We start from the raw sequence: 26,755 nt of genomic DNA on the forward strand, positions 1-26,755 counted from the left end.
AGTTTCTATCCGCATCACCGCCGATGGATGTGCATTATAGACCATTAAAAACCCTTTGCAACCCCTTTTTTAATTTAATATTATCACTTGGCTAATTTTTAGGCTTTTTGGTCACTTTTAGATGAGATATTAAACTTTTTTTACATTATCAACTTCATGTAGAATAGATTATTCGTGTAATAGTTTGGCATTAACTCATCATGTGGCAGTTCGCTAAAAAAGTATTTGTTTGCATACTTGTAGTGCTTGCTACGAGTGCGCCTTGTTATGCCAATTCAAAACATAACTTATGTGCTTACTTTATCTATTCTAAGCTACAGTAAATGGGAGAATGTAAACACGCCTACTCTTTGTGTTATTGATAACCCTTCAATCACATCTACTTTTCAATCTTATATCCAGCAAATGTCTTATAATTATCGTGTTCAAACCGTAAATGCGAAAGATTTTGCTCGATCTCATTGTCAGGCTGTTTATTTTTCTACTACCTCTCCCCAGCAACAACAGAATCTTATTCAAAATTATCCTTATCATTCTTTACTTTCTTTAAGCATTAATAATCCAGAGTGCGAAGTAGGAAGTATTTTTTGTTTATATAATCAGAATAATTACACTACCTTTAAAGTTAACTTAGATGCTTTAAGTCACTCCAAAGTTCATATTGATCCAAGAGTACTACTCTTGGCTAAGAATGCGGAGTAAGGATGATGATATCAAAGTTGTATCAGTCCACTTCACTGCATGCATTATTTAGAAAATCTCAATTTACTATTTTTGCTATCACCTTTTTTATTTGTTCTTTTACATTTGTATCCATTTCTGTTTTTACAATGGAAACTTATGCTAAACAAAATTTGCAATTGCTTAGCCATACGCTATTAGAGCGTATCCAGCCCGCTGTGGTGTTTAACGATAAAATTACCATAGAGCAAATTTTAAATGAGTACACGAATGACCATTCAATTCGTACTATTCATATTTATGACTCTGAACATCATTTAATTGCACAAAGTTTCAAATTATCAAGTCAAACTTCAATTTTAGAAGGATGGTTTGATCATTGGTTTCTAAATGAGCCTGTCCACCTTACAATCTATCACCATGAACAAAATGTAGGTGAACTCACACTATTTGGTAGTTCTGAGAAAATATTGCAATTCCTCAAAATGATTATGGTCGGGCTTGCGATAGCGATGTTGTTTATTGTTTGCGCTTTGTGGTGGTCAGTAAACCTAACGTATCGTCAAATTATGCAGGCTATTTATCCGCTTACTAATATTGCTCAAATTGTAAGTGAACAAAAAGCTTATAATCTTCGTTTTCCTTATAATCGAATTAAAGAGTTTCAAGATTTAAATACTGTTTTTAACGAGTTACTTGAAGAAATTCAGATATGGGATAATCAGCTACAAAAGGAAAATCGTAAATTATCCTTTCAGGCTCATCACGACCAGCTTACCTTATTGCCTAATAGACATTATTTTTATCAGATCCTCTTAGACATGTTTGAGGATAAAGGTTTCGACAATAAGTCTGCTTTATTATTTATAGATAACAACAACTTCAAATCGATTAATGACCAATTTGGCCATTTAGCTGGAGATGAAGTTTTAAAAGAAATGGCGAATCGACTGCAAACCCGCCTACGTCATCAAGATTTTATTGCTCGGTTAGGTGGCGACGAATTTGCTGTCATTTTGCATTCCATTAGTCATGCTGATCATTTAATATCTATTGCTGAAAATTTACTCGAAAGCTGTAAAGAACCTTTGCATCTGAATGGTCAAACGATTTACTTCAGTTTTAGTGTAGGTATTGCTTTATCACAATTTGCATCTAGCCCCGAAGATTTCATTATGCAAGCAGATCAAGCAATGTATAAGGCTAAGAATTCGGATGAACACTGGTTTATCTATAAACCTGAAAATTAAATTTAGGCTAATCTATGAATACAAGATCTTTAAAACTCTCCTTTATTGCATTGCTATGCATTACTCTTGCAGGGTGCCTGAGTTTTGGACCATTAAAATATCGTCAAGTAAAATTGCTCAAAAAAGAAGGTTTCGTTCTTACTGATGAAGGATGGACTCTAGGTTTACCAGAACGTTTGTTATTTGACTTTAATAATGCAGAGTTAAAACAAAGCCATGAAGCTGAGTTAGTGCGTCTAGCCAATCAGTTGAATAAATATGATCTGAATAAATTAAAAATTGTGGGTCACACTGATGATGTTGGTGATGCTACATATAATCAGAAGCTATCTGAAGAACGTGCACAAAGTGTGGCAAACCTTTTCTTAGCTCGTGGATTCAAAAAAGAAAATATTTACGTAATTGGTCGCGGCTCAACACAGCCTTATGTTCCAAATACAACCAATGAAAATCGTGCGATTAATCGACGTGTTGCCATTGTGGTTATTCCATAAGTAAATTTAATTCATAAAAAAGCCAATCCTACATGATTGGCTTTTTTATTTTAAATTAGCTCAATAATATCAATGGTTGGCGGCACTCTGAAACGCAAAGGAATTCCGACCATTCCTGTGCCGACTGTAACAAAGACATCCGCATGCTCATGAGAGTAAAATCCACGTTTGTGGCCTAAAATTGATACTTTTTTCATAATATAATTAGTCAACCATGGAAGTTCGACCTGCCCTCCATGCGTATGTCCAGATAACATTAATGGACGATTCGGTAATTTAGGTACCATGTCAACCGTATCTGGGTTATGAGACAAAATTAACCAAGGCTTGTCTTGGGGTAAATCTGGCATAGAACGCATATCGGTTTTTCCTGCCCAGAGATCACCAATACCAATCAAGCGAAATTCTTCAAAATCAACAATCTTGCCTTCTATATCAATGACTTCATTATAAAATAGAGCATCTTTTAATAATTGTTGAATCGGTGGGCCAGGGTATTGCTCATCATGATTTCCCGGAACCGAATATACGGGCGCCTGAATTTCTTTTAAAACACTTAACTCATCAATCAGTCTATCTTCTGGTTCATATGTCCAGTCTCCAGCAACGACGACTAAATCAGGTTGCTGTTCATTTAATTTTCTAACTATGGTTTTGAGCTGACGTTCATGTCCTGAAAATAAACCAATATGTAAATCTGCAATTAGAGCTACTTTTACGGGCTTATCAAAACTACGATCTGGATTTAGGCGATATTGATGAGTATCGACACGGACTAAATGAGGTTCGATAAATCGGGCATAAATTAATACGCCACTTAAGAAAAAGATGAAAATACCTTGGTGAATTGAGTAGTAACCAATCCAAGCAGCATATAAATTAAAAAACCAGAGAGGAATAAGTAGATAAGAGAGGTAAAATGCGAGTAGATGTACAAAAGCTTTAAATGGATGAATCGTCTCGGTGCGAGATTGATGAATCCAAGCCTCAGAAATTCCCCATAGAGCAAGTATTGAGAAAATAAAGTAAAAACAAAAAATGATTGAATTTGGATTCCACATTACGACTCTCGACTTATCTTATATTGATTGCTAGTAATCAAATTCAATATTTATCTTTCAATATGCACGAATTATACTCTAGCTCACCTTATCGTATGTAGTGATTATGGCACAATCCTTTCATTCCAAACAGCTTCAAACGAATCAACAAGCTAAAGGCTTTTTGATAAAAGCCTCTATAGTCCTATGTTCAAGTTTTGCTGTGGGTTTGACAGGTTGTAGTACTCTGCCAAAACATGGTGTTGAGCCTGTGCAATATGCAAAGGATATTGATACCTCTGAGACTTCACTTGCCAAAATTATTACCCCCTTACGCCAACAGAATCCTAAGTTAACGGGTTTCCATGTTCTAAATGATCCGTTAGAGGCCCTAGCTGCGCGACTCAGATTAATTGATAAAGCTGAAAAGACTTTAGATTTACAATATTACATTTGGGATAATGACAAAGTTGGTGCTTTAGCCTTGCACGCTATTATTCGTGCAGCTGATCGAGGTGTAAAAGTCCGACTTCTTATTGATGACAATAATGCAAAAAAAATGGAAGGGATTTTACTGGCTCTTTCTCAGCATAAAAATATTGAAGTTAAACTTTTTAATCCCTATCGTTTTCGCAAATATCGTGCGATGGATATGGTGCTTGATTTAAAACGTATTAATCGTCGTATGCACAATAAAAGTTTTATTGCTGACAATGAGGTGGCGCTTATTGGCGGACGTAATATGACTAATCAATATTACAATGTTAGCGATAGCTATCAGTTTTCTGATGTTGATGTAATGCTGGTAGGCGCTGCTGTTGATGATATCGTAAATTCATTTGATGATTACTGGAATCATGAATATGCATATTCGGTTCAAAGTATCGTAAGTCCTGAACAGCACCGTTTACGCTATGAAGGATTAAAAGAGCAGCTTGAAGCACACTACCAACAAGCTACCGTTCAAAACTTTCTAAACTTGACATCAAAGTCTCATGCATTTGATCAATGGTTAAATCGCAATATTCGATTCGACTGGGTAAAAGCAGAAGTCGTAAAAGACTCGCCCGATAAAATCAAATCAAAAGCTAAAAAAGAAGAACACCTAAATTTCCAATTAATTAATCATTTGGAAAAACCAGAAAGTAACGTTGATTTAATCTCAGCTTATTTTATTCCTGAAAAACAAGGGGCCAAAATTTTAGGCACGCTTGCTAAAGAGGGTGTTGAAGTTCGAGTTTTAACGAATTCTTTTAAAGCGAATGACGTTGCTGTTGTACATGCCTTTTATGGGAAATATCGTAAAGAGCTGCTTAAAAACGGCGTACAACTTTATGAGTTTTTACCGACACCTGATAAAAGAGATTTAAATAAGAATACAGATGAGCTTGCCACTAAAGCTAAAGTAAATATGAAAGGATTAAGCCGCTCAAGTTTGCATACTAAGCTTATGGCATTAGATGAACAGGTTTTTATTGGTTCATTTAACTTTGATCCACGCTCGGCTTATTTAAATACTGAAATTGGCGTGATTTTAGATAGCCCTTCGTTGGCTAAGACGATTCACCATACGATGAATGAAAATTTAAATAAGTATGCTTATAAATTAAAGCTCGACGCTAACAACCATATTTATTGGCAGCAAGAAACTTCAAATGGCCCTGTAATTTATAGACAGGAACCAGAGATGAAGTGGTGGCAAAAAGCAGGCATGAAGTTTCTTTCATGGCTGCCAATTGAAGGATTTATGTAGTTAATTTTTTGGCTTAAGTACTTTTTGATGTAGTTGAGCCAAACCTTCTACCATTTTTTCTTGAACTTCACGCGTTAGACTTTTGACATCATGCCCTTCCACTGGAATGGGAGGCAAAGTTAACAAATGAGCGGTTACCTTCGGCATTTCAAGTACACGTTGAATATGTTCGGCAAATGTCATATCACCAATAAATGGCGCAACCGTATCTAGCTCTCCATCGCGGTTTACATAGCAAATCAAGCATACTTGTACAGGACGTTGTGCTTCAATCGCTGCACCCAGTAATCGTCCATGAACTTTTTTAACAGAGTGCCCATCTGTAGTCGTCGCTTCAGGGAAAAATAATACTGGGATATTCTGTTTTAAAAATTCAGTAATTTGCTCACGAATTCTGACGGAATCTCCAGATCCACGCTTAATAAATAACGTTCCGCCACCTTTGGCCAAGTTTCCAAGAATGGGCCAATTTTCAATTTCAGCTTTAGCAAGAAAGAAAACTCGCGCACCTGAACCTAAAACTGCAACATCTAACCAAGAAATATGGTTACTTACCCATAAAGCTGGTTCTCTCGGAATCGTGCCATGTACTTCTATATCTAAATTAAAAACCTGACATAAACGGCGGCAAAAGTATTGGACATAACGTGTATTAACAGGATTATTAGGATCTTTATAAAGTCCATGTCGATAAACTAGGTAAAAACCCTCACTAATTGCGGCCGTGGCAGAAGTGACTTTTTTCCCGTATAAACCTATTTTTGATAATTTCTTTAACGTTGAATTAACTATACTTTGCGTTTGAGCCATAAAATTTCACTAACGATTAATCTTTGTTATACCCATCTCAAGTCATTCTATACGTTTCAGAATAAACTTGCATTGACGTTAGAACACGGCAAATAAAATAAATCTGAACATTACGCTGATCTCATATCGCTAATCTAAAGGATAAGAACAAACGCTTTCCCCTTTTGCTTAAGTTTCCTCTAGAATAAAGTTTTCCCATTTTCAGGATTTATAGCCACGTGGAATATGTTGATCGGCATCAAGGCGGTGAACGCACAATCTTAGTGAGTGTTTCTGTACAATTATTAGATGACCTGGATGCCGAAGAGTTTGCTCTACTTGCACAGTCTGCGGGTGCAGATATCCTTGAACATATTAAGGTTCAGCGTAATAAGCCTAACCCTAAATTTTTTATTGGTTCAGGAAAAGTCGAAGAAATTGCAGAGCAAGTTCAGGAACTAGAAGCGAGCTTGGTTATCTTTGACCATGCATTATCACCTGCTCAAGAACGGAATTTAGAAAGAATATTAAAATGCCGAGTCATTGATCGGACAGGTTTAATTTTAGATATTTTTGCGCTGCGTGCCCGTACACATGAGGGTAAGTTGCAAGTCGAACTTGCTCAGCTTAAACATTTATCTACTCGTCTAATTCGTGGTTGGTCTGCCGACTTTGAACAGCAAAAAGGTGGTATTGGCTTACGTGGTCCCGGTGAAACACAGCTAGAGACAGATCGCCGTCTCATCCGTGTTCGTATTACCCAATTAAAAGACAAATTAGACAAAGTACATCAGACTCGTATGCAAGGACGTGCTGCAAGACAAAAAGCAGCCATTCCAACGGTTTCATTAGTAGGTTATACCAACGCGGGCAAATCGACTTTATTTAATATCTTAGCAAATAGTGATGTCTACGCGGCCGATCAACTGTTTGCAACACTTGATCCAACCTTACGTCGTTTAGACTGGGATGGTATCGGCACTGTTGTAGTAGCAGATACGGTAGGTTTTGTACGAAACTTACAACATGATTTGGTTGAATCATTCAAAGCAACACTTGAAGAAACACTTGAAGCTACCCTTTTACTGCATGTTATTGATAGTAATAGCCATGACATGCTCGACCAAATCGAAGCAGTTGAAGGTGTATTAAAAGAAATTGGTGCTGATGCTCCCGTACTTCGGGTATATAACAAAATCGATCTAAGTGGTGAAGAAGCCAAAATCATTTATGCTGAGCCACACGTCCCAGATCGAGTTTATGTTTCGGCTCATTCTGGCCAAGGCCTAGATTTACTTCAAAAAGCAGTACAAGAATGCTTAATGGGGCAAATTCAAAAGTTTTCTCTCGTGCTTAAACCAGCTTATGGCAAATTGCGCACTCAGCTTTATGCTTTAAATGTGATTGAGTCTGAACATTATGATGATGCAGGCTTATTACATATTGATGTGAAGATTGCACCACATAAGCTAGAAAAACTGATTCGCCAAGCAAAACTCCCCTTAGATGAGATATTGGGAGAGCATGCCAGTCAATTTAAGCGCCCTTTGGAAGAGTTTGAAATCAAGGGCGATATCAGTTAAAACTTGATAAGTAAACTTTTAGAGATAAAAAATATGGATAAGATCAAAAGTATAGACTGGACAGCATGGGTAATTACATTACTACTCATTATTGGTTTTCGTGAAGGCTCTGTCGTGGTCATGCGTACTTTTGGTCATCCAGAATTAGGTAATCTGGTTGGTTTAATCAGCTTACTTACTATTTTACTCATTTGGAGAAAGTTTAAAAAAATTCCACTTCGAATAGTCGATACCAATAATAAAATCATGAAAGAAAGTGGTTTCGCTTTTTTACCCATCTGTGCAGGTTCATTAATTATGCTGGTACATATGGGTAAGGAAATTCCATTATTTCTTTTGGTTTTAGTGGTCAGTACCCTTATACCTTTGTGGGTTTATGCAAAAATGGCAAAACGTTGGTTATAAGGAGAATAAGATGTTTACGATTTTATACGGATTTTTGATCACATTAATTGGTTATCTTTGTGCAAAACCTTTAAACCGACGTTTTCCGCAAGTTCCACTTTTAGTTTTCGGCATGTTCATTGTAATTGGCTTACTTTCGGTTTTGCATGTGCCATATGAGCAGTATCGTCTTTATGTGAATGACTTATTTGGTCATCTATTAGGTTATGTCACCGTAGCCTTAGCCATTCCTTTAGCTGCAATGCGCTACGATGACCTTCCAATTAAATCGGTCATTGGTATTTTACTTTTTGCAAGTATTAGCGCCGTTGCTCTACCTATGGGTTTGGCTTACTTGTTACATATGTCTGAACCTACCATCCTTGCATTTGCAACGCGTGCAGTAACAACTCCAATTGCTTTGAACATCGCAACTTTATTACATGCTCCTGAAACACTAGTGACCCTTATTGTTATTTTGTCTGGGGTAATCGGCGCAGCCTTTTCACCTTTCTTACTTAAACATATTCATGATGAGAGAGCATCAGGTTTAGCCTTAGGTTTAGCAGCACATGCAATCGGAACAGCTCAAGCTTGGCAACGCGGACCAGTTGCAGGTCGTTACGCTGCATTTGGTATGGCATTGAACGGCGTATTTACTGCAATTTGGCTACCAACACTAATGTTGTCTTTTGGCACACCATAATTAAAAAGTGGATTAAATAAACATTGAACGGTCTATCAATTCCAAATAAGATGACCTTTCAAAGTTAAAAGGATTTTTAATTATGGGGAAAATGTTTATTGGAGCTCTGCTCTTATTGGGGATGAATACTGCTACATTTGCAGCAGATATTACTGGTCTCTGGCAAACAATTGATGATAAGACAGGTGCTCCCAAAGCACAGGTAGAAATACGAAAAGAAGCGAACGGGACATATGCTGGGAAAATTGTCAAACTTACGCCGCGCCCAGGTTATACGCCTAAAGAAATTTGTGATAATTGCCCTGCGCCATACACCAATAAACCGATTTTAGGTCTGGATATCGCAACGGGTTTAAAACAGACAGATGGACTTAACTATACTGGTGGCAAAATTTTAGATCCGAATACTGGCAAAGTTTACGGTCTTAAGGCGAAGCTTAGTTCAACTGGCAAACGCTTACATATGCGTGGTTATCTCGGAGTTTCAGCTTTGGGACGTAATCAAATCTGGATTCGCGTAGAATAATAGTTCCCAATAAAAAAGCCGCTTATGCGGCTTTTTTATTTTTAATTCAGTTAGAAACTTCATCTTGCGCTTAGAGAAAAGCATTGCTTTTCTTATATTTGCACAGGATTTTCAACAGAAAAAATTTCTTTGTCTTCAAGTCGATAAGCCATTAATTTTCTGCCCCAAACACAGCCACCATCGATATTCTGGATTTGCTCATTAACAGTTCTGCCTTCGAGCGCAGCCCAATGACCAAAAATAATCTGATGAGTTTGTGCCACTTTGCTCGGGAATTCAAACCAAGGGAAATAACCTTCCGGCATTGGCGCATCTAAAGAATCTTTAAAACTAAACTCTAAAGCCCCTTCTCCATTGGTTAAACGCATGCGAGTCAAATAATTAGTAATACAACGTAAACGTGCCGAACCCGTTAGGTTATCTTCCCATAAATCTGGCTTTGAACCATACATGTCTGCCAAAAAAGCATCTAATACAGATAAATCTTCGTTTGCGAGTACAGTCTCGACCTCTTTCGCCAACGTTACAGTTTTTTCTGCATCCCAAATACAAGGTATACCAGCATGAGTAAGGATCGTATGCTCATTTGGCAATAGACATAATGGCTGTTTACGTAGCCAGTCGATTAACTCATCGCCATCAATCGCATCAATAACATCTTGAGTCCGATCTTTTGCTTTAATCTCTTTTAAACCACGTGCACCCGCAATTAAAGTCAGGTCATGGTTTCCAAGTACAGTTGCAGCAGCACCACGATCAGCAAGTTTTTTAATAAAACGTAATGCCCCTACTGAATTTTCACCACGTGCGACTAAGTCACCAGCAAACCATAAAAAGTCTTGATCTGGATCAAAACGTATTTCTTTAAGCAAGGCTTTTAGAGCTTCAAAACATCCCTGCACATCGCCAATAACATAGTTAAAACGCTTAGTCATTTACGCCACCATTTGATCGGCCAAAGCAACAAATTGAGCAAGTGTTAAAGTTTCTGGACGAGCCATCGGATCAACACCAGCCTTTTCAAAGCCATCTTCTGCGATCATACCTTTAAGACTGTTTCTTAATGTTTTACGACGCTGAGTAAATACATGAGCGACCAGTCTAGCTAAAGCTTTTTCATCTTTTGCTGTAATTGGCTTTTGATCATAAGGAACAAGGCGGAAAACAGCGCTCGTTACTTTAGGTGGTGGGTTAAATGCACCAGCTGGTACTTCAAATAAAAATGTTGGTTGACAGTAATATTGAATCATTACCGACAAGCGGCCATATTCTTTCGTATTCGGTTCAGCAGTAATACGGTCAACCACCTCTTTTTGCAGCATAAAGTGCATATCTTTAACTTTGCTGCCAAATTCCAAGAGATGAAAAAGTAATGGGGTTGAAATGTTATAAGGTAAGTTACCGACTACACGTAATGGTCGGCCATCTTTTACCAGTTCGCTAAAGTCATATTTTAATGCGTCAGCTTCTACAATCGTCAAACGTTCAGGATGTGGAACACGTTCTGGTAGACCCGCAGCTAAGTCACGGTCTAACTCCACCACTGTTAACGCATCGCACTCCCCAATTAAAGGAGAAGTTAAGGCAGCTAAACCAGGTCCAATTTCGACAATATTGTCACCCGTACGCGGACTTACAGAGCGCACAATTTTGGCAATGACTCGCTGATCATGTAAGAAGTTTTGACCAAAACGTTTACGAGCTTTATGCCCTTCATCTTTCGGGTTTAGGGCATTAATTTGATACATAGAACATTTCCAACATGAAAAATTTAGCTCGCTGCTAAAGATAAAGCTAAATCAACAGCGACATTTAAACTTGAGCTTTTTGCCAAACCAGTCCCAGCTAAAGACAACGCAGTGCCATGGTCAACCGAAGTTCGAATGAACGGCAAACCCAATGTAATATTGATGGCTTCACCAAACCCTTGTGATTTTAACACAGGTAACCCTTGATCATGATACATGGCAAGTACAGCATCTGCATTTTTAAGATGTTCGGGGGTAAACAAGGTATCAGCCGGTAAGCTTAAACTCATTTTAATCCCTTGCGCCCGATAACTTTCGAGTACCGGATTAATAGTCTCAATCTCTTCACGACCCAAATAGCCATCTTCACCGGCGTGAGGGTTTAATCCACACACTAATACTCTTGGATCGTTAATTTTAAACTTGGTTTTTAAGTCATGAAGTAAAATGTCTATCACTTGATGTAAGCGTTGTTTGGTAATTGCATCTGCTACATCTCTTAAAGGCAAATGTGTAGTTGCTAGAGCAACACGTAAGGTTTTAGTTGCAAGCATCATGACGACACGTTCCACACCTGCAAACTCTTGATAGTATTCAGTGTGACCACTAAACAAAATACCAGCATCATTAATAACTGATTTTTGCACTGGTGCCGTAGCTACCCCGACACTTTTACCAGACATTGCATAATCAGCTGAGCGACGTAATTGTTCTAACACATAAGCTGCATTAGCTGGGTTTAATTGACCATCAATTACCGCAGCCTCCAAAGGCACATGCTCTATATAAAGTTCATTCAGAGAAGATGACTCCGGCTGTCCGGTATATTCTATAAATTGAATATCCACACCAAGTTTTTGGGCGCGCTGCGCTAATAAGTCTCGATCACCCAAGATTACAACTGGACGCTGATCGACCCGCTTAGCTAAACTCAAACAAATATCCGGTCCAATACCAGCCGGTTCACCGGAAGTGACATATAATGGCAGCACAATCACTCCAGACACATAACAAGAATTTGTTTGATTTTAACATATCTGACATTCATCAGTTTATGGATTAAATTATCTCGCTTAAACTGGATTTTTCTTGTGACTTTGAACAAACTCGTTTAGAATGCTCGCTCCTTTTGTTTGGACAGATTCCATAGTCCAAACCAACTATAATAGGTAGTGGTTTAATGAAAACTCTCAGCGCTAAGCCAGCTGAAGTTCAACATGACTGGTATGTTGTTGATGCTTCTGGCAAAACTTTAGGTCGCCTTGCGACTGAAATCGCTCGTCGTTTACGCGGTAAGCACAAAACTTCTTATACTCCTCACGTTGACACTGGCGATTACATCGTTGTGATTAATGCTGAACAAGTTCAAGTGACTGGTAAAAAATCACTTGATAAGAAATATTATCGCCATACTGGTTTCCCTGGTGGTATCCGTGAGACTAACTTCGAGAAGTTAATCGCTCACAAACCTGAAGCTGTTCTTGAAAAAGCGGTTAAAGGCATGTTACCAAAAGGTCCTCTTGGTTATGCAATGATCAAAAAAATGAAAGTGTACGCTGGTACTGAGCATCCGCATGCTGCTCAACAGCCACAAGTTTTGGACATCTAAGGGATACAGCACATGGCTACTAATTATGGTACAGGTCGCCGTAAGACCGCAACTGCACGTGTTTTCTTGTCAGCTGGTACAGGTAAACTCGTTATTAACAACCGTACTTTAGAGCAATATTTCGGTCGTGAAACTGCTCGTATGGTTGTTCGTCAACCTTTAGAACTTTTAGAAGTTACTGAAAAGTTTGACCTTTACATCACTGTTAAAGGTGGTGGTATTGGTGGTCAAGCTGGCGCGATCCGTCACGGTATTACTCGTGCGCTTATCGCTGCTGACGAAACTTTAAAACCTGTTCTACGTCAAGCTGGTTTCGTTACTCGTGATGCTCGTGAAGTTGAACGTAAGAAACTTGGTTTACGTAAAGCTCGTAAACGTCCTCAATTCTCTAAACGTTAATTCGTTTATCGAGTTGGACAAAAAGCCTTGGATTTTTCCAAGGCTTTTTTATTACGTAAATAAAAGCATTAAATGCAAACTTATAAATATAAACAAACTATCTCTTTAGAACCGTGATTTCCTAGAGCATTTTTAGTATCCTAATCGATTCACTCAACCACGTCGTCTTGTGATATGTCGGTCGAAAACACCTCTATTCAGGGGATTACCCTTTACAGTCATGCTGATGATTTCCGTTCTCACTGGATTCGTTTCTTATTAGCAGAAAAACAAATCAAATATCAATTGATCGTAACTGACCATGAAGACGAAGATTTGGCCAGTTTAAATCCTTATAACCAATTACCGATGCTGGTAGAACAAAATCTTAAGTTATTTTCAGCTCCTATTATTGCTGAATATTTAGATGATCGTTATCGTCAAAGTAAGCTGTATGCCGATGCACCTATGATGCGTGCAGAACAGCGCCAGTATATCTGGAGGCTTGAAAACGACTGGTTCAAGTTAGCAGATCACATGTTAAAACATGCCGACACTCTAAATGTTGAACAAAAGCAAAAAGCTCAAAAAGAACTACGTGAAACATTAATTTCACTTACTCCCCTATTTCAGCATTTTCCGTATTTTATGTCTGAGAATTTTACAATCTTAGACTGCATGCTTGCTCCTATCTTTTTAAGATTAAATAGCATGGGAATTGATTTACCCAAACAGCACTGTCGACCTATATTTTTGTACTGTAAACGTATCTTTGAACGGCCTTCTTTTGCTAAATCGATGACGCCTCAAGAGAAAAACCGTTACAATGAACTATTAAATATGGAATAGCGTGATATGTCTGAGCAAACTATTGATTTAACCCCTACACGTCCTTATCTTGCTCGTGCAATCTATGAATGGATTTGTGATAACCAACTTACGCCTTATCTATTAGTTGATGCGACACAGCCACATACCGATGTTCCACAACAATTTGTTAAAGATGGACAAATCGTTTTAAATATCGTGCCGCATGCTGTTCATCAATTACTTATTACCAATGAAGCTATTACCTTTTCAGCTCGTTTTGGGGGAGCATCAAAAGATATTTATGTTCCTATTCAAGCTGTTCTAGGGATTTATGCACGTGAGAATGGACAAGGTTTATTCTTTGATCCTGAAGAATATGCCAATGTAATGCCTATAGAAGATACAGTAGAGTCAGAAGTACAAGAAGCAACTGAAACAACATCGACTAAGAAAAAACCGACGTTAAGAATTTTAGATTAAATTTAGAGGAAGAAAGCATGGCATTTGATTTAGTCCAATACTTTGCTGAGCAGATAAAAATTCAAAAGCCTCAGCTTTTAAATCAATATCCAGTTAATGAAAAAAATAAACTGATTGATGAGGTGAATGTTCTTACGCTTGGAAAACTGATTAGTTTATGGCGTCAGAATGACAATAAGATTTATCAAGAAATCAAAACCTCAGATCCACTTTATATTCAAGAAGTTGCTCGTCATTTAACGACTTCTAAACATAATCAGTCGACTTTAAAAAATTCAGAACTCGAACAGAGTATTTCTGAAATTTTAACTTTGCAGTTAGCAGAACTTAACCAGCTCGATGAGACAGGTGGTTTTGGGCATAATGGCTTAAAAGAATTAATTTTAGGTCAGATCGAGCATTTATCAGGTCAAGCAGAAGATTGGGTTTGGTCAACAAACCATCTAAATGAATTAATTGGTTCTAAACCTGTGGAACAAGAAGAGCTATCATTGGATGCAACAATGAAGGAGTTCAACCAAATGGTTCACCAAGCCCAACCTCATCATGATGACGTGCATATTGAAGAACAAGTTGTCGAAATTTCTGTACCTACATGGTCAAAGATTATTGCCCCTGTAGTTGCTTTAGCGATTTTGGGCTATTTGTACTGTGCTTATACACAATTAATTGCTTAAGAATTTGCCTATACAATCCGCTAAATGCCACCCATAAAAGGTGGCATTTTTTATTAGATTTGAATCGTAAATAATATTTGCCGTTTTTTTACTTGTTGCCCTTGTTGACCTAAAACATCATCAACCACCCCATCAACATCAGATTTAATCTGTTGTTGGATTTTCATGGCTTCAAGAACTAGTAAAGTTTGACCTTTCACGACTTGATCACCTTTATCAACCAAGATATTCACTACAGCGCCATCCATTGGAGCACGAATTTTGCCATCACCAGCCACATCCACTATTTCCGGGGCAGCATAAGTTACGTTGCGAATTGCAACATTACCATTATCTCGATCTAAATAAAGTTGATCATCATCCAGTACATATTGCACACGGCGACATACACCATCCATTAAATAAACTAATTGCTCTGCCGTTCTTTCGAGCACTTCAATACATACTGATTGATCGCAGAGCTGTACCGTAAACGTATTATTTAGCAATGAAAGCTGCAATTGAACTTGCTGATCATCATATTTAAGCTTTAATGGTAATGGCACACCTAGGCCAGTTTGCCACACTGCCGCACCGTTACTTTGGCTAAATAATGCCGCAGCAATTGCAAAGGTTTCTAAAGATAGAACCTGCTTATGTAGACTGCTGTCATTTTGAAAATGCCGTTGAATGAACGCAGTATTAGTATCTCCTGCAACAACTATTGGATGTCGCAGTAAATTGACCAAAAACTGTTTATTGCTATTTACACCTAGCAAAACACAATTATCCACAGCACGAGCGAGTAAGCGAATCGCATCCTCACGGGTTTTCCCATATACGATCACCTTTGCTACCATCGGATCGTAAAACGGACTAACCTCATCAGTTGCCAACATCCCATGATCAATCCGTACATTTGGCAAAGTTGCTGGCTGCCAACGCAGAACTTGTCCTGTTTGTGGTAAGAAATCTTGCCGTGGATCTTCTGCATACAGGCGCACTTCAATTGCATGCCCAGTTAAGGTCAACTCATGTTGTTGCAAGGGTAACTGTTCGCCATTGGCTACACGCAACTGCCACTCAACCAAGTCTAAACCTGTAATCAGTTCAGTAACAGGATGCTCTACCTGCAAACGGGTATTCATTTCTAAAAAATAAAATGTACCTGATGCATCAAGTAAAAACTCAACTGTACCTGCCCCGACATAAGCACATGCTTTAGCTGCCGCTACAGCGGCCTCACCCATTTTCTGACGCAGTTCAGAAGTCATGACTGGACATGGTGCTTCTTCAACAACCTTTTGGTGACGGCGTTGAATTGAACAATCACGTTCAAATAAATAGACATAATTGCCGTGTGTATCACCAAAAACCTGAATTTCGACATGGCGCGGCGCAATCACTGCTTTTTCTAAAATAAGCTCACCTGAACCAAAAGCATTTTCAGCCTCTGAACGTGCTGTTTGTAATGCCTCAATCAATTCGGATGACTGCTGTACCAAACGCATCCCGCGGCCACCACCACCTGCTGAAGCTTTGACCATAATCGGAAAGCCAATCTGCTCGGCTTGTTTCGCTAAATACTCAAGGTCTTGTCGATCACCTTCATAACCCGGTACACACGGGACGCCTGCTTCAATCATGGCAATTTTTGAGAGTCGTTTACTCCCCATTAGCTCAATTGCTGAAGCTGTTGGCCCAATAAATGTAATCTGGTTATCGATACATGCCTGAGCAAAATCAGTGTTTTCTGACAAAAAACCATAACCGGGGTGAACAGCATCTGCCCCAGTTTTTTTACAGGCTTCGATAATTTTAGCAATGGAAAGATAAGACTCGGATACTTTAGATGCCCCAATGTAAACAGCTTCATCGGCTTCTTGTACATGCCGAGCGTTACGGTCTGCATCGGAATAAACCGCCACAGTTTGATAGCCCATTGCTTTGGCTGTTTGCATGACTCGAACGGCAATTTCACCACGATTAGCAATCAGTACTTTTGAAAATTTCATTATTTTTATCCTTATCTCTTATGACTCATCGGCCCAATTTGGCAAACGTTTCTGGATAAAAGCCATCGTTCCTTCTTGTCCTTCAGCTCCACCAACTGCTTGGGCAAACTGCTGAGCTGCGTCATCGAGCAATTCATTTAAAGGTTCTTTAAGTGTTCGATGTAACAGTGCTTTAGTCACACGCGAGGCTTGAGGAGCCGCTCGTTTAATTTGCTGAATCGTTTCTTGTAAAGCTTGTTCGAGTTCAATTTCATTATGTGCAATTTGATGAATCACACCGACACTCAGTGCCGTATGTCCTTCAAAGCGCATACCTAATAAAGCTAATCGACGAGCCTGAGTTAGACCAATACGTTTCACTACAAAAGGAGCAATTTGCGCAGGAATCACACCCAGCCCAGTTTCAGGTAAACCAAACTGAGCATTGTCACGGCTAATGGCAACATCAGAAACACATGCTAGACCAAAACCACCTCCTAACACCGCGCCTTCTAAAATCACCACAACCGTTTGCGGTGCGGCTTCAACTTGCTCAAGCATGGCGCCAAAACGGCGATTAAAGTCAGCATAAGGTTGTAGACTACCAACATTGGCCGCCTCAACACGTAAAGCAGCCATATCTTTAATGTCACCACCTGCACAAAAAGTTCCACCTTCACCACGGATGATGACCGCACGAATCGAAAGGTCATCGCGAATGGCATTAAAGACTTGTTGAATGGCATTGACCATATTCAGGTTCATGGCATTGCGGCTCTCTGGTCGATTTAACCAAAGGTATAAAATACCGCCGTCTTGTTCTAATTGAATACTGTCATCTATATCTAAAACTTGTAGAGATGCTGAAAGTGTCATGGTCGGTTCCTTATTTTTATTTCTGTTTTTTAGGTAGGATGTCCATCAACTTACAGATAATCCCTAGCATAATCTCATCTGCTCCGCCACCAATTGAACCTAAACGACCATCACGATACAGTTGTGATGCAGGGTTATCCCACATGAAGCCATTGCCGCCCCAATACTGCAGACAGCTATCGGCAACTTCACGGCTTAAACGACCTGCTTTTAGTTTTGCCATAGAAGCCAGCTTGGTCACATCTTCACCCGCAATATGCTGCTCACACGCTTGGTAGGTGAGTGCTTTAAGTGCTTCTACTTCAGTCATAAGTTCAGCAAAACGGAAATGAATATATTGGTTATTGATGAGTGGCTGACCAAACGTGGTACGCTCTTTGGTATAGTCGATAGTCTTCTGGATTAAATTTTCCAGACCACCAATAGCATTAGCAAGCCCATAACCGCTCTTCTTGAAATTGCATCATTTGCATCATAAAGCCCATGCCTTCAACGCCAACCAAATTACGCTGCGGTACACGGACATTGTCCAAATAAACTTGAGCTGTGGTCGTTGAACGCATCCCTAATTTATTAAGGGGTTCTGAAAAACTAATCCCTTTCGTTTTTGCGGGCACAATAATCATTGACTTATTAACGTGGGGTTTATCATCAGACGTGTTGGCTAAAAGACAAAAGAAGTCAGCTTGTAATGAGTTGGTAATCCACATTTTGCTGCCGTTAATAACGTAGTCATCACCATCTTTTTTAGCTGTGGTCTTAATAGCAGCAACGTCTGAACCGGCATGCACTTCAGATACCGCAATCGATGCGACATATTCCCCAGCAATCGCTGGTGTTAAAAACTCATCACGTAATTCTTTACTACCAAAACGGGCCAAAGCAGGTGTTGCCATATCGGTTTGCACACCAATCGCCAAAGGCACGCCACCACAAGCTGCATACCCAATTTCTTCAGCAACCACAAGGTTATAAGAATAGTCTAGAGCTAAACCGCCATTTTCTTCTGGCTTACAAATTCCTAATAAACCAAGATCACCCATCTTCTTAAATACTTCATGGATTGGGAAACGTCCCGCAGCCTCCCATTCTGGAATATGTGGATTCAACTCATTTTGAACAAATTGACGAGCTGTACGGCGCAATGCTTCATGTTCGGCAGTAAATTTCATGGTGTTATTCCTATTAATTTTTTTAATTGCGGTAAAGGTTGATTAAAAACGAGATACACCAAAACGAGTTGGATTCAACTCTCTTTGCTGTGCTTCATAAATAGTTTGTAAAAGGAAAATTAATAATTTTCGAGTGTCTCGCGGGTCAATAATGCCATCATCATGTAGCATGGCTGTATTGAAAAGTGCGGTAGATTGCTGCTCTAATTTCATCGCCGTACTTTGCTCAAGAAAATCGAGCATTTGTGGATTAGGCTCCTGCCCTGAAGCTTTTTGCTTTCCTTCAGCCACAATACGTAATACCTTTCCAGCCTGTGCAGAACCCATTACAGCAACATGCGAATTCGGCCAAGCAAAAATAAAATCTGGTGATAAACTCCGACCGCACATTGCGTAGTTACCAGCACCATATGACCCTGCCACAACGATTGAAATTTTAGGTACAGTACAATTGGCAACCGCTTGAATCAATTTCGAGCCGTGTTTGATAATACCGTTTTGCTCTGCGTCAGTTCCTACCATAAAACCTGTGGTGTTATGCAAAAATAATAATGGACGCTTGGTCTGTTCACACAGATGTATAAACTGCGCTGCCTTCGCTGCCCCTTGAGGTGTAATCGGGCCATTATTAGTAATAATACCGATATGCAAGCCACCAATTTTTGCCCAGCCACATACTGTTAAATCATCATATTCCTGTTTAAATTCTAGAAAATCCGAATCATCAATAATACGAGCAACCACTTCTTTCATATTGAATGGTTGTTTAGGGTCACTTGGAATAACACCCAACAGTTCCTCGGTATCGTAACGAGGTTCTTTATAAGTCGTTTCAACTGGCTTGATTTGCTCTTTCCAGTTCAGGTGTTCAAAAATTTCACGTGCCAACCGAATCCCATCAGCATCATTTTCAGCTAAGTATTCTGCTGTTCCAGCAATCTGTGCATGCATTTCTGCCCCACCTAATTCCTCGGCTGTTGCCACTTCGCCCGTGGCAGCCAAAAGTAAAGGTGGACCTGCAAGCAACATCTCGGTTTGCTTACGCACGGCAATGACATAATCTGAAAGACCGGGTTGATAAGCACCACCTGCCGTTGCATTACCATGCACCACAGCAAGTTGTGGAATACCTGCTGCAGAAAGACGTGCCTGATTGGCAAAAGTCATGCCGCCATAGGTAAATACTTCCGCAGCATAATTTAAGTTAGCGCCGCCACTTTCAGTCAGCGTAATTAACGGGAGCTTTTGTTCTAATGCAATTTTTTGCAAACGCAAAGTTTTTTGTACACCCATCGGTGACATGGTTCCGCCTTTAATTGCGCTATTGCTTGCAGATACGAGACAACGCACACCGCTGACAAAACCAATGCCAGCAATCACGCCGCCACCCGCTTCAGAACCATCTTTATCATCATGCATGTTGTAACCGACCAAACCACACAGCTCAACAAAAGGTGAATCGGCATCGAGTAACAACCGTACACGCTCATGCGGCAAAATCTTACCTTTCTTATCGAACTTCGGTTTGGCAGCATATGACTTTTCAATACTTTTTTGCTGAATTGCACGTACTTCATTCAACTGAGCAAGTAGTACTTCTTTATTGTTTTGATACTGTTCACTGCCTACTGCAATCTCTGATGGAAGAATTGTCATCGTTATTCCTCCTCAGTTTGTTTTTTAAAAATTTCAGGAATAAATGCACGGTGGAAGCCATTATAAGACTGACTATTTGTGGCTTCGCCTAGTGGATACATACGTGTACCTTGTGATGCTGCGCCATCAATACGCAAAGTCACACCCGACACAAAAGCCGCAGCATCAGATAGTAAATAACAAATCGCCGAGGATACTTCTGACTCGGTTCCCATACGTTTTAACGGCACATTGCCAGCAAGACTTGGAATAATCACTTTGGCAAAATCACCGCTATAATTATCCATACCAGATGAGACAATCCACCCTGGTGCAACCGCATTTACACGTACACCAGATTTCCCCCATTCGACCGATGCTGTTTTGGTTAGGTTATCAACTCCCGAACGCGCAGCACCAGAATGTCCCATTCCCGGCATTCCACCCCACATATCGGCAGTCATATTGACAATACTGCCGCCATGTTTTGCCATCCATTGGTTATAAGCTTCGCGCATCAAATAGAAAGTCGCATGCAAGTTATTACGCACAACTGCGTCAAAACCATTTGCAGAGATATTCTCTAAAGCTGAGGGGAACTGGCCGCCAGCATTGTTCACCAAACCATCCAATTTGCCGAATTTCTCTATTACTTCGGCAATCATATTTTTCACTTGTTCTTCTTCACGGTTATCACAAACAATGAAATGAACTAAACCACCATCTTCTATAATTTCTTGGCTTACCTTTTCCAATTTTTCAATTTTGCGTCCTGTAATCACCACTTGGGCACCAAGCGCAGCGAGCTCATGTGCAGTACAACGGCCAATTCCTGAGCCACCGCCTGTCACAATAATGACTTTATTGGCGAAAGCATCTGGTCTAAAAATTGATTGATAACTCATTTTTGTTTCTTCCATTCATTTTATTTTTCTAAAAGCTGTGCCGGAACTTTGACAGGCATATCCAATAATTGCTGTGCAAATGCTTTACCTTGTGGATCAATACGCAAACTTGCAACCCCACCACCGCCTAAAGCATTTTCCAGCATAAAATTCAGTGCATTTAAACCCGGCAACTCATAACGAATCACTTGCCCTTTCTCTGCATCCAAAACATGCTGCATATAGCTTGCAACCGCCTGTTCAGTCAGTGCCGCACGAATCCACGGTAAATATGCTGCTTTACGCGCAATCACACCGATATTGCTATGATTACCTTTATCACCACTGCGGGCATGTGCAATTTCAATCAAAGGAACTTCAATTTCATCTCCTTGATAAACTGCATTTTCGCCTGCTGTTAATGTAGGTAATTGCTCTGTAGAAATTCTTTGTAGAACCTCAACTGGATAACGTTTGCCTTCAAAATCGATTTCGACATTAACTTGATTTTTATCAATTAAAAATGAAAATAACTTAATGACTGGAGACGCTTTTGGACGTCCTCCAACAATTCCTGCCAAGGCTGGAGCCATGCCTGTAGAGGCCTGTGCAATTTCAGAAGCAAAGAACATACAGGCTTCTTTAAACATGTGTTTTACAGCGATTTTAACGACCACTTCACGACTATTTAATGCCTGAGCATGTGCACCATAGGTACTTTCAATCCCTAAGATTTCAACCGATTTTTCACTAAAAGGTGGCACTGAGCGCATTGCTAAAACCCGCTCACATTTATTCAAAATCGCATCGGCAATGATTTGTGCTTTTTGTGGAGCTTCGCGACCTGCAATTAAAAAACTGACTAAAACCCGATAGCCATCTGGGTAAGTCGCACTGACTTTATACTGCGCAGTCGGTGCTTGTCCTTTTGCCCCTGTCACACGAACTCGATGTTCCCCGACTTGCTCTAAATGCACCTGACTAAAATCCGCAATTACATCGGGTAATAAATATGCTTGAGGATTACCAATTTCATAAACAATTTGCTCAGCAACAGTTGCCGTAGATACCAGACCTCCTGTCCCCTGTGGTTTAGTCACAACAAATGAGCCATCTTCACTCACTTCAACGACTGGAAAGCCCATGTTGTCGAAGCCCTGCACCAATTGCCAGTCGGTAAAGTTACCACCCGTACATTGCGCACCACATTCAATCACATGACCAGCCAGTGAACCTTGCGCCAATTTGTCATAATCATCGAGCGACCATTGATATTCATGAAGTAAAGGTGCAAGAACCACTGCCGAATCAACAACGCGGCCACTAATCACAATATCTGCGCCTAAATTCAAAGCATCACGAATAGCCACCGCCCCTAAATAAGCATTACTACTCGCCACCTGATCTGGCAAAGCTTCCCCGCTAAACATTTCCCGAATATTTTGCTGTTTGAGGTGCTCATGTTGCGGTAAAAGATCATCACCTAAAACCACGGCAACCCTCAGATCTAGACCATATTCTTTAATTATTTTTTGCAAAGCATCTCGACATGCCAATGGATTAACACCACCAGCATTACTAATGACCTTAATCTTTTTTTCTGCAATTTTTTTTAGTAGAGGCGCCATCACCCGACTGACAAAGTCCAATGCATAGCCATGTTTTGGCTCTACCATTTTCGCTTTTGCCATAATCGACATGGTGATTTCTGATAAGTAATCAAAAACCAAATAATTAATATCAGCTAAATGTACTAATTGGAAAGCGGCAGTATTGGTATCTCCCCAAAAACCTGAGGCACAACCTATTTTTACGACACGCTTATCATCCTGCTGATCACTTGCCATTTTATTTCTCATTATTTTGTTTAAAAATTACACTCAACATTACCAAGCAAGCGCTTGGTTTGTAAAGAGCAAAATGTTATTGTGAAACTGACTAAAACTGCCAAACTTAACTATTAAGTGGAAACAGAAGAAAATTTGGCAAATTTTTCCGTTAAGTATTTTTATATAAAGGATTTAGCTTTCGTATGATTGCGACTTCAATTGAACAGATTCCAAATATCTCTTGTTTTGATGACAGCCCACGTGGTCGTTTATTACATGGGGCTGCCTATCTATTTCACAAACAAGGTTATGACAAAACCACTGTACGCGAACTTGCTCAATTTATTGGGATTCAATCAGGGAGCTTATTTCATCACTTCAAAAGTAAAGATGACATCCTTGCTCACGTAATGGAAGAAACCATTATTTACAATCTTGCTCGTTTAGAAGATGCAGCAGCTCAATCTACCGATCCAGAACAACAATTACGTGCCCTGATTAAAGCTGAACTCATTTCAATTACCGGAGATACGGGTGCAGCCATGGCTGTTTTGGTTTATGAGTGGTTTGCTCTGTCAAAAGAAAAACAAAATTATCTTTTAAAAATGCGTAATGAATATGAGCAAATCTGGCTAGATATTATTGAAAAGTTGCGCACTCAGGGCAAAATAAAACATGATGCCTTTATTTGGCGAAGATTAGTTGGTGGTGCGATTTCATGGACCGTAACTTGGTATAAATCTGAGGGTAAAGTTAAAATTGATGAGTTAACGGAAATGGTTTGGGAAATGGCTTTGAAATAAAAAAAGGTGGCTCAATGACCACCTTGTAAGATCAATAACCCAACTGTTTGCTAATTAAATCTTTCATAATTTCTTCGGCACCACCACCAATCATATTGACCTTCACTTCACGGTAAATACGTTCAGACTTAGTCCCACGCATAAATCCCATGCCTCCCAACGTTTGTACTGCTGCATCAGCACAAAATTGCATAGTACGAGTCGCAACATTTTTAAGCATTGAAATTTGCGCCACTAACTCAGGTCCTTGTAACTTCGGCTGAGTCATTTTCCACGCAGTTTCTTCAAGCAATGCCCGTGTTGAGGTCAATTGCGTTGCCATATCTACTAGTTTATGACGAACCACTTGATGATCAATTAATCTTTTACCAAAAGTTTTACGTTGCTGCGCCCAGTCTAAAGCTTCTTCGTAACAGACTAAAGCATAACCATAAGCCACCACGCCTAAGAAAAAACGCTCCATATTAAAGTTATTCATAATGACTTTAAAGCCAGCATTTTCTTTGCCAAGAAGATGTGATGCAGGAACTCGTACTTGATCAAAATGCAAATGAGCTGTATCAGAAGCCCACCACCCCATTTTCTTCAAAGGTGTTTTAGTGATCCCCGCACTGTGCGCATCAACGAGCAACATTGAAATACCTTCAGCACCTGTTTTTGTCGGATCTGTACGCACTGCAACTGTATAGTAATCTGCACGAATTCCCGACGTAATAAAGGTCTTCTCACCAGAGACAATATAATAATCACCATCACGAATGGCTTTAGTTTGTAATGCGGCTACATCAGAACCACCACCCGGTTCTGTAATTGCTAGTGCAGAAATTTTTTCACCAGAAATAATACCTGGCAGGACTCTAGCTTTTAACTCCTCACTTCCAAAGTGCTGAATGGGAGGGGCGCCAATTGTGTGCACCATAAGTGAGGTATGTACTCCCCCAGAACCCGCCTTTGCCATTTCAATACCAGCTAGTAATGAATAGAATGGATCTGCATCAGGAATACCACCATATTCTTCAGAAAAACCTAGCCCTAATAGGCCAATTTCAGCAGCCTTTCTATAAAGCTCTCTAGGAAATGTCTCAGCCTCATCCCATTCATTCACAAAAGGTGCCATTTCTTTTTGTACAAATCGGCGAACATTGTCAGCAAAAGCAATGTGTTGTTCATTATAGTAAATTGGGTTGAGTTGCATGTTTAGAAATGTCCTGATGTTTTTATTTAAATCCAGCGCCTATCTTGTCATGTTTGCCTTCAATCAAAAGTTGCAAGAATCTCCATTTTCTTGGCATAAAACATCAAACAGAATTATTTTTATTTGAGCAAAACACTTACACTCTTAAGCAGCAGCGAAAACCACGGACAGCATAATATGATTGTGCTCCATTATGGTAAATAAAGACTCGACCATAGCGACGATCAGCAAAAAGCGCTCCGCCTAATTTACGAATCTCCGCTGGGGTTGCAATCCAACTTGATGTTTTAAGGTCAAACTCTTCAATCTGTTGCAGTTGATAATACTGCTCTTCTGTTAAGAGTTCGACTCCCATTTCCTGAGCTACATCTATTGCACTACCTTTAGGAGGATGATCTTTTCTAGATTGTAAGGCCTCACGATCATAACAAAGGCTTCTACGACCTTTGGGTGTTTCAGCAGAGCAATCTACAAATAAATATTCATCTTTTTGCTGGTTATACGCTACAACGTCTGGCTCTCCCCCAGTATTCTCCATTTCTTGCAATGACCACAATTTTTCTGATGACTTTATTAATTTTGTTCGCACATTTGTCCACTCAATTTCTTTATGGCGATGTGAATTCTTTTCAAATCTAGCTTTTAATAATTCAATTAAAACCTCTATTTGCTTTGGAGATAACTGATTTTTTGTTGTCATGGAATAAATCCTTATATTTCTTAAACTGAACGTCCATCGAAATAATTAATTTTCTTTCTTTAATATCTAGCGCTTCTCTGCCTCGAACATTAATTGCAGAGTAGAACTAAATCCAATATCTCTACATTTCTACATTAGGTTCCATAGTTAAGATAATAAATAATCTTTTACTATATATTTAATTCCAAAAGTGTCCACAACGCTTACATCTATTACCATTTCTAAAAGAAAATAAAGGTAGACCGAAAAACATAAACGCTATAAAAGCAGATTTTTTCCTTTAGTATTAACTTCTAGATCTAAGCTTCTACACTCAGGACAACATTCTTTACTCTCCCCGAACTTTTGGTCAAGCTCTTCACTAAAGTCTTTTTCAAGAAATGACTTCGCTTCATCAACATAGCTCTCTAGAACTAATAAACGAACTTCACCTAAAGCATTAGAATAAAACCACTCCATATTAATTGTATGCTCATTTTCAATATAAACAGGAATTCCAAATGCTTCTAGTTGAGTCTTTGCAATTTGAGCCTCATAAGGAAACGAGAAAGTTTTAACTACGATCCATTGCATATTAAATTTCTAATTAGGTAAATAATTTTAGATTAGCTTTATTTCTTTATAATTTGAATCAATTTTAATGTCTGAAGAATTGGCAATTAAGTTTCCACTTAATTCCCCACAAATAAATCTTCTAGGCATAAAAAAAACACCCCCACTAATTGTGGGGGTGTTTAGAATAATGAGCTGGCGATGACTTACTCTCACATGGGTAACCCC

The 26,755-nt window shown here is 39.3% G+C and carries 26 protein-coding genes and 3 pseudogenes; 14 read left to right on the forward strand and 15 right to left on the reverse strand.

Annotated features, from left to right (window positions below):
• The first annotated feature begins 200 nt into the window (after positions 1-200).
• The 3 genes and pseudogenes from POD11_RS17215 to POD11_RS17225 all read left to right on the forward strand — a co-directional run bounded on the left by POD11_RS17215 (position 201) and on the right by POD11_RS17225 (position 2,425).
• A pseudogene (locus tag POD11_RS17215) lies at positions 201-702 on the forward strand (YfiR family protein).
• Positions 703-707: 5 nt separating this feature from the next.
• The gene (locus POD11_RS17220) at positions 708-1,931 is read left to right on the forward strand and encodes a diguanylate cyclase domain-containing protein (protein WP_034677722.1); all 1,224 of its coding nucleotides are present in this window, start codon (positions 708-710) and stop codon (positions 1,929-1,931) included.
• Positions 1,932-1,945: 14 nt separating this feature from the next.
• Positions 1,946-2,425 carry an OmpA family protein gene (locus POD11_RS17225; protein ID WP_239970236.1) on the forward strand — a complete coding sequence of 160 codons (480 nt, stop codon included), beginning with the start codon at positions 1,946-1,948 and terminating at the stop codon, positions 2,423-2,425.
• A 50-nt stretch (positions 2,426-2,475) separates the two neighbouring features.
• Here POD11_RS17225 and POD11_RS17230 read toward each other — a convergent pair whose 3' ends face one another.
• Positions 2,476-3,486 carry a metallophosphoesterase gene (locus POD11_RS17230; protein ID WP_239970239.1) on the reverse strand — a complete coding sequence of 337 codons (1,011 nt, stop codon included), beginning with the start codon at positions 3,484-3,486 and terminating at the stop codon, positions 2,476-2,478.
• Between the two features lie 106 nt (positions 3,487-3,592).
• Here POD11_RS17230 and POD11_RS17235 point away from each other — a divergent pair, with 106 nt between their 5' ends.
• Positions 3,593-5,218, forward strand: a complete 1,626-nt coding sequence (locus POD11_RS17235) for a phospholipase D family protein (RefSeq protein WP_239970241.1) — start codon at positions 3,593-3,595, stop codon at positions 5,216-5,218.
• Here the strand turns inward: POD11_RS17235 and POD11_RS17240 are convergent, their stop codons facing one another.
• Positions 5,219-6,028, reverse strand: a complete 810-nt coding sequence (locus tag POD11_RS17240) for a lysophospholipid acyltransferase family protein (protein WP_016143027.1) — start codon at positions 6,026-6,028, stop codon at positions 5,219-5,221.
• 218 nt (positions 6,029-6,246) lie between these two features.
• On the opposite strand from POD11_RS17240, the gene hflX reads away from it, so the two are divergent.
• From hflX to POD11_RS17260, 4 genes are all read left to right on the forward strand, one after another.
• A complete protein-coding gene (gene hflX, locus POD11_RS17245) occupies positions 6,247-7,590 on the forward strand; it encodes a ribosome rescue GTPase HflX (protein ID WP_262458085.1) in 1,344 nt (447 codons plus the stop codon).
• 33 nt (positions 7,591-7,623) lie between these two features.
• Positions 7,624-7,995 carry a hypothetical protein gene (locus POD11_RS17250; protein ID WP_262458086.1) on the forward strand — a complete coding sequence of 124 codons (372 nt, stop codon included), beginning with the start codon at positions 7,624-7,626 and terminating at the stop codon, positions 7,993-7,995.
• 10 nt (positions 7,996-8,005) lie between these two features.
• Positions 8,006-8,680 carry an LrgB family protein gene (locus tag POD11_RS17255; RefSeq protein WP_032007481.1) on the forward strand — a complete coding sequence of 225 codons (675 nt, stop codon included), beginning with the start codon at positions 8,006-8,008 and terminating at the stop codon, positions 8,678-8,680.
• Between the two features lie 82 nt (positions 8,681-8,762).
• Positions 8,763-9,206 carry a DUF2147 domain-containing protein gene (locus POD11_RS17260; RefSeq protein ID WP_262458087.1) on the forward strand — a complete coding sequence of 148 codons (444 nt, stop codon included), beginning with the start codon at positions 8,763-8,765 and terminating at the stop codon, positions 9,204-9,206.
• Between the two features lie 92 nt (positions 9,207-9,298).
• Here POD11_RS17260 and POD11_RS17265 read toward each other — a convergent pair whose 3' ends face one another.
• The 3 genes from POD11_RS17265 to pdxA are packed head-to-tail and all read right to left on the reverse strand — an operon-like array spanning position 9,299 to position 11,961.
• Positions 9,299-10,141, reverse strand: coding sequence for a symmetrical bis(5'-nucleosyl)-tetraphosphatase (locus POD11_RS17265; protein ID WP_262458088.1), 843 nt, complete (start codon positions 10,139-10,141; stop codon positions 9,299-9,301).
• Positions 10,142-10,954 (reverse strand): 16S rRNA (adenine(1518)-N(6)/adenine(1519)-N(6))-dimethyltransferase RsmA, encoded by an 813-nt coding sequence (gene rsmA / locus POD11_RS17270; protein WP_016143021.1) that lies wholly within the window; start codon positions 10,952-10,954, stop codon positions 10,142-10,144.
• A gap of 23 nt (positions 10,955-10,977) precedes the next feature.
• Positions 10,978-11,961: a 4-hydroxythreonine-4-phosphate dehydrogenase PdxA gene (pdxA, locus tag POD11_RS17275; RefSeq protein ID WP_262458090.1), complete on the reverse strand. Its 984-nt coding sequence runs from the start codon at positions 11,959-11,961 to the stop codon at positions 10,978-10,980.
• Between the two features lie 173 nt (positions 11,962-12,134).
• Here pdxA and rplM point away from each other — a divergent pair, with 173 nt between their 5' ends.
• The 5 genes from rplM (at position 12,135) to POD11_RS17300 (ending at position 14,908) form a co-directional block, all read left to right on the forward strand.
• A complete protein-coding gene (rplM, locus tag POD11_RS17280) occupies positions 12,135-12,563 on the forward strand; it encodes a 50S ribosomal protein L13 (protein WP_002117832.1) in 429 nt (142 codons plus the stop codon).
• 12 nt (positions 12,564-12,575) lie between these two features.
• Complete coding sequence (gene rpsI, locus POD11_RS17285; protein ID WP_002048725.1) at positions 12,576-12,962, forward strand: 30S ribosomal protein S9; 387 nt, start codon at positions 12,576-12,578, stop codon at positions 12,960-12,962.
• Between the two features lie 174 nt (positions 12,963-13,136).
• The gene (locus tag POD11_RS17290; RefSeq protein ID WP_016143019.1) at positions 13,137-13,790 is read left to right on the forward strand and encodes a glutathione S-transferase N-terminal domain-containing protein; all 654 of its coding nucleotides are present in this window, start codon (positions 13,137-13,139) and stop codon (positions 13,788-13,790) included.
• Positions 13,791-13,796: 6 nt separating this feature from the next.
• Positions 13,797-14,231: a ClpXP protease specificity-enhancing factor gene (locus tag POD11_RS17295; RefSeq protein ID WP_016143018.1), complete on the forward strand. Its 435-nt coding sequence runs from the start codon at positions 13,797-13,799 to the stop codon at positions 14,229-14,231.
• 17 nt (positions 14,232-14,248) lie between these two features.
• Positions 14,249-14,908 carry a hypothetical protein gene (locus POD11_RS17300; protein WP_262458093.1) on the forward strand — a complete coding sequence of 220 codons (660 nt, stop codon included), beginning with the start codon at positions 14,249-14,251 and terminating at the stop codon, positions 14,906-14,908.
• A gap of 53 nt (positions 14,909-14,961) precedes the next feature.
• Here the strand turns inward: POD11_RS17300 and POD11_RS17305 are convergent, their stop codons facing one another.
• The 6 genes and pseudogenes from POD11_RS17305 to POD11_RS17330 form a co-directional block, all read right to left on the reverse strand.
• Positions 14,962-16,902, reverse strand: coding sequence for an acetyl/propionyl/methylcrotonyl-CoA carboxylase subunit alpha (locus POD11_RS17305; protein WP_262458094.1), 1,941 nt, complete (start codon positions 16,900-16,902; stop codon positions 14,962-14,964).
• A gap of 18 nt (positions 16,903-16,920) precedes the next feature.
• Positions 16,921-17,757, reverse strand: a complete 837-nt coding sequence (locus POD11_RS17310) for an enoyl-CoA hydratase/isomerase family protein (RefSeq protein WP_262458097.1) — start codon at positions 17,755-17,757, stop codon at positions 16,921-16,923.
• Positions 17,758-17,773: 16 nt separating this feature from the next.
• Positions 17,774-18,929 (reverse strand): annotated as a pseudogene (locus POD11_RS17315) (acyl-CoA dehydrogenase family protein).
• Positions 18,930-18,971: 42 nt separating this feature from the next.
• Positions 18,972-20,585: an acyl-CoA carboxylase subunit beta gene (locus POD11_RS17320; protein ID WP_239976916.1), complete on the reverse strand. Its 1,614-nt coding sequence runs from the start codon at positions 20,583-20,585 to the stop codon at positions 18,972-18,974.
• Positions 20,586-20,587: 2 nt separating this feature from the next.
• A complete protein-coding gene (locus tag POD11_RS17325; RefSeq protein ID WP_262458098.1) occupies positions 20,588-21,469 on the reverse strand; it encodes an SDR family oxidoreductase in 882 nt (293 codons plus the stop codon).
• 20 nt (positions 21,470-21,489) lie between these two features.
• On the reverse strand, positions 21,490-23,295 hold the full coding sequence (locus POD11_RS17330; protein ID WP_262458100.1) for an acyclic terpene utilization AtuA family protein: 1,806 nt from the start codon (positions 23,293-23,295) through the stop codon (positions 21,490-21,492).
• Positions 23,296-23,480: 185 nt separating this feature from the next.
• Between POD11_RS17330 and POD11_RS17335 the strand changes: the two genes are divergently transcribed.
• Entirely contained in the window at positions 23,481-24,080 is a 600-nt protein-coding gene (locus tag POD11_RS17335) for a TetR/AcrR family transcriptional regulator (protein WP_262458102.1), read from the forward strand.
• Between the two features lie 31 nt (positions 24,081-24,111).
• Here POD11_RS17335 and POD11_RS17340 read toward each other — a convergent pair whose 3' ends face one another.
• The 4 genes and pseudogenes from POD11_RS17340 to POD11_RS17355 all read right to left on the reverse strand — a co-directional run.
• Positions 24,112-25,275 carry an acyl-CoA dehydrogenase family protein gene (locus tag POD11_RS17340; RefSeq protein WP_262458103.1) on the reverse strand — a complete coding sequence of 388 codons (1,164 nt, stop codon included), beginning with the start codon at positions 25,273-25,275 and terminating at the stop codon, positions 24,112-24,114.
• A gap of 136 nt (positions 25,276-25,411) precedes the next feature.
• Positions 25,412-25,975 carry a DUF4256 domain-containing protein gene (locus POD11_RS17345; protein ID WP_262458104.1) on the reverse strand — a complete coding sequence of 188 codons (564 nt, stop codon included), beginning with the start codon at positions 25,973-25,975 and terminating at the stop codon, positions 25,412-25,414.
• A gap of 178 nt (positions 25,976-26,153) precedes the next feature.
• Positions 26,154-26,548, reverse strand: a pseudogene (locus tag POD11_RS17350) (putative signal transducing protein).
• Between the two features lie 27 nt (positions 26,549-26,575).
• Positions 26,576-26,755: hypothetical protein (locus POD11_RS17355; RefSeq protein ID WP_262458107.1), on the reverse strand; the 180-nt coding region annotated here is incomplete at its 5' end.

It is taken from the genome of Acinetobacter sp. P1(2023), from assembly GCF_028367635.1.
In the GTDB taxonomy this organism is placed as follows: Bacteria; Pseudomonadota; Gammaproteobacteria; order Pseudomonadales; family Moraxellaceae; genus Acinetobacter; species Acinetobacter pittii_E.

What these genes read in the sequence shown, in the direction of transcription:
- POD11_RS17260 (WP_262458087.1), top strand. Translation starts at nt 8,763, where the DNA reads ATGGGGAAAATGTTTATTGGAGCTCTGCTCTTATTGGGGATGAATACT.
- POD11_RS17300 (WP_262458093.1), top strand. Translation starts at nt 14,249, where the DNA reads ATGGCATTTGATTTAGTCCAATACTTTGCTGAGCAGATAAAAATTCAA.
- POD11_RS17265 (WP_262458088.1), bottom strand. Translation starts at nt 10,141, where the DNA reads ATGACTAAGCGTTTTAACTATGTTATTGGCGATGTGCAGGGATGTTTT.
- rplM (WP_002117832.1), top strand. Translation starts at nt 12,135, where the DNA reads ATGAAAACTCTCAGCGCTAAGCCAGCTGAAGTTCAACATGACTGGTAT.
- rpsI (WP_002048725.1), top strand. Translation starts at nt 12,576, where the DNA reads ATGGCTACTAATTATGGTACAGGTCGCCGTAAGACCGCAACTGCACGT.
- POD11_RS17325 (WP_262458098.1), bottom strand. Translation starts at nt 21,469, where the DNA reads ATGAGTTATCAATCAATTTTTAGACCAGATGCTTTCGCCAATAAAGTC.
- POD11_RS17250 (WP_262458086.1), top strand. Translation starts at nt 7,624, where the DNA reads ATGGATAAGATCAAAAGTATAGACTGGACAGCATGGGTAATTACATTA.
- POD11_RS17220 (WP_034677722.1), top strand. Translation starts at nt 708, where the DNA reads ATGATATCAAAGTTGTATCAGTCCACTTCACTGCATGCATTATTTAGA.
- POD11_RS17255 (WP_032007481.1), top strand. Translation starts at nt 8,006, where the DNA reads ATGTTTACGATTTTATACGGATTTTTGATCACATTAATTGGTTATCTT.
- POD11_RS17240 (WP_016143027.1), bottom strand. Translation starts at nt 6,028, where the DNA reads ATGGCTCAAACGCAAAGTATAGTTAATTCAACGTTAAAGAAATTATCA.
- POD11_RS17230 (WP_239970239.1), bottom strand. Translation starts at nt 3,486, where the DNA reads ATGTGGAATCCAAATTCAATCATTTTTTGTTTTTACTTTATTTTCTCA.
- POD11_RS17235 (WP_239970241.1), top strand. Translation starts at nt 3,593, where the DNA reads ATGGCACAATCCTTTCATTCCAAACAGCTTCAAACGAATCAACAAGCT.
- rsmA (WP_016143021.1), bottom strand. Translation starts at nt 10,954, where the DNA reads ATGTATCAAATTAATGCCCTAAACCCGAAAGATGAAGGGCATAAAGCT.
- POD11_RS17335 (WP_262458102.1), top strand. Translation starts at nt 23,481, where the DNA reads ATGATTGCGACTTCAATTGAACAGATTCCAAATATCTCTTGTTTTGAT.
- POD11_RS17330 (WP_262458100.1), bottom strand. Translation starts at nt 23,295, where the DNA reads ATGGCAAGTGATCAGCAGGATGATAAGCGTGTCGTAAAAATAGGTTGT.
- POD11_RS17295 (WP_016143018.1), top strand. Translation starts at nt 13,797, where the DNA reads ATGTCTGAGCAAACTATTGATTTAACCCCTACACGTCCTTATCTTGCT.
- POD11_RS17310 (WP_262458097.1), bottom strand. Translation starts at nt 17,757, where the DNA reads ATGACACTTTCAGCATCTCTACAAGTTTTAGATATAGATGACAGTATT.
- POD11_RS17320 (WP_239976916.1), bottom strand. Translation starts at nt 20,585, where the DNA reads ATGACAATTCTTCCATCAGAGATTGCAGTAGGCAGTGAACAGTATCAA.
- POD11_RS17305 (WP_262458094.1), bottom strand. Translation starts at nt 16,902, where the DNA reads ATGAAATTTTCAAAAGTACTGATTGCTAATCGTGGTGAAATTGCCGTT.
- POD11_RS17345 (WP_262458104.1), bottom strand. Translation starts at nt 25,975, where the DNA reads ATGACAACAAAAAATCAGTTATCTCCAAAGCAAATAGAGGTTTTAATT.
- POD11_RS17290 (WP_016143019.1), top strand. Translation starts at nt 13,137, where the DNA reads ATGTCGGTCGAAAACACCTCTATTCAGGGGATTACCCTTTACAGTCAT.
- POD11_RS17225 (WP_239970236.1), top strand. Translation starts at nt 1,946, where the DNA reads ATGAATACAAGATCTTTAAAACTCTCCTTTATTGCATTGCTATGCATT.
- POD11_RS17340 (WP_262458103.1), bottom strand. Translation starts at nt 25,275, where the DNA reads ATGCAACTCAACCCAATTTACTATAATGAACAACACATTGCTTTTGCT.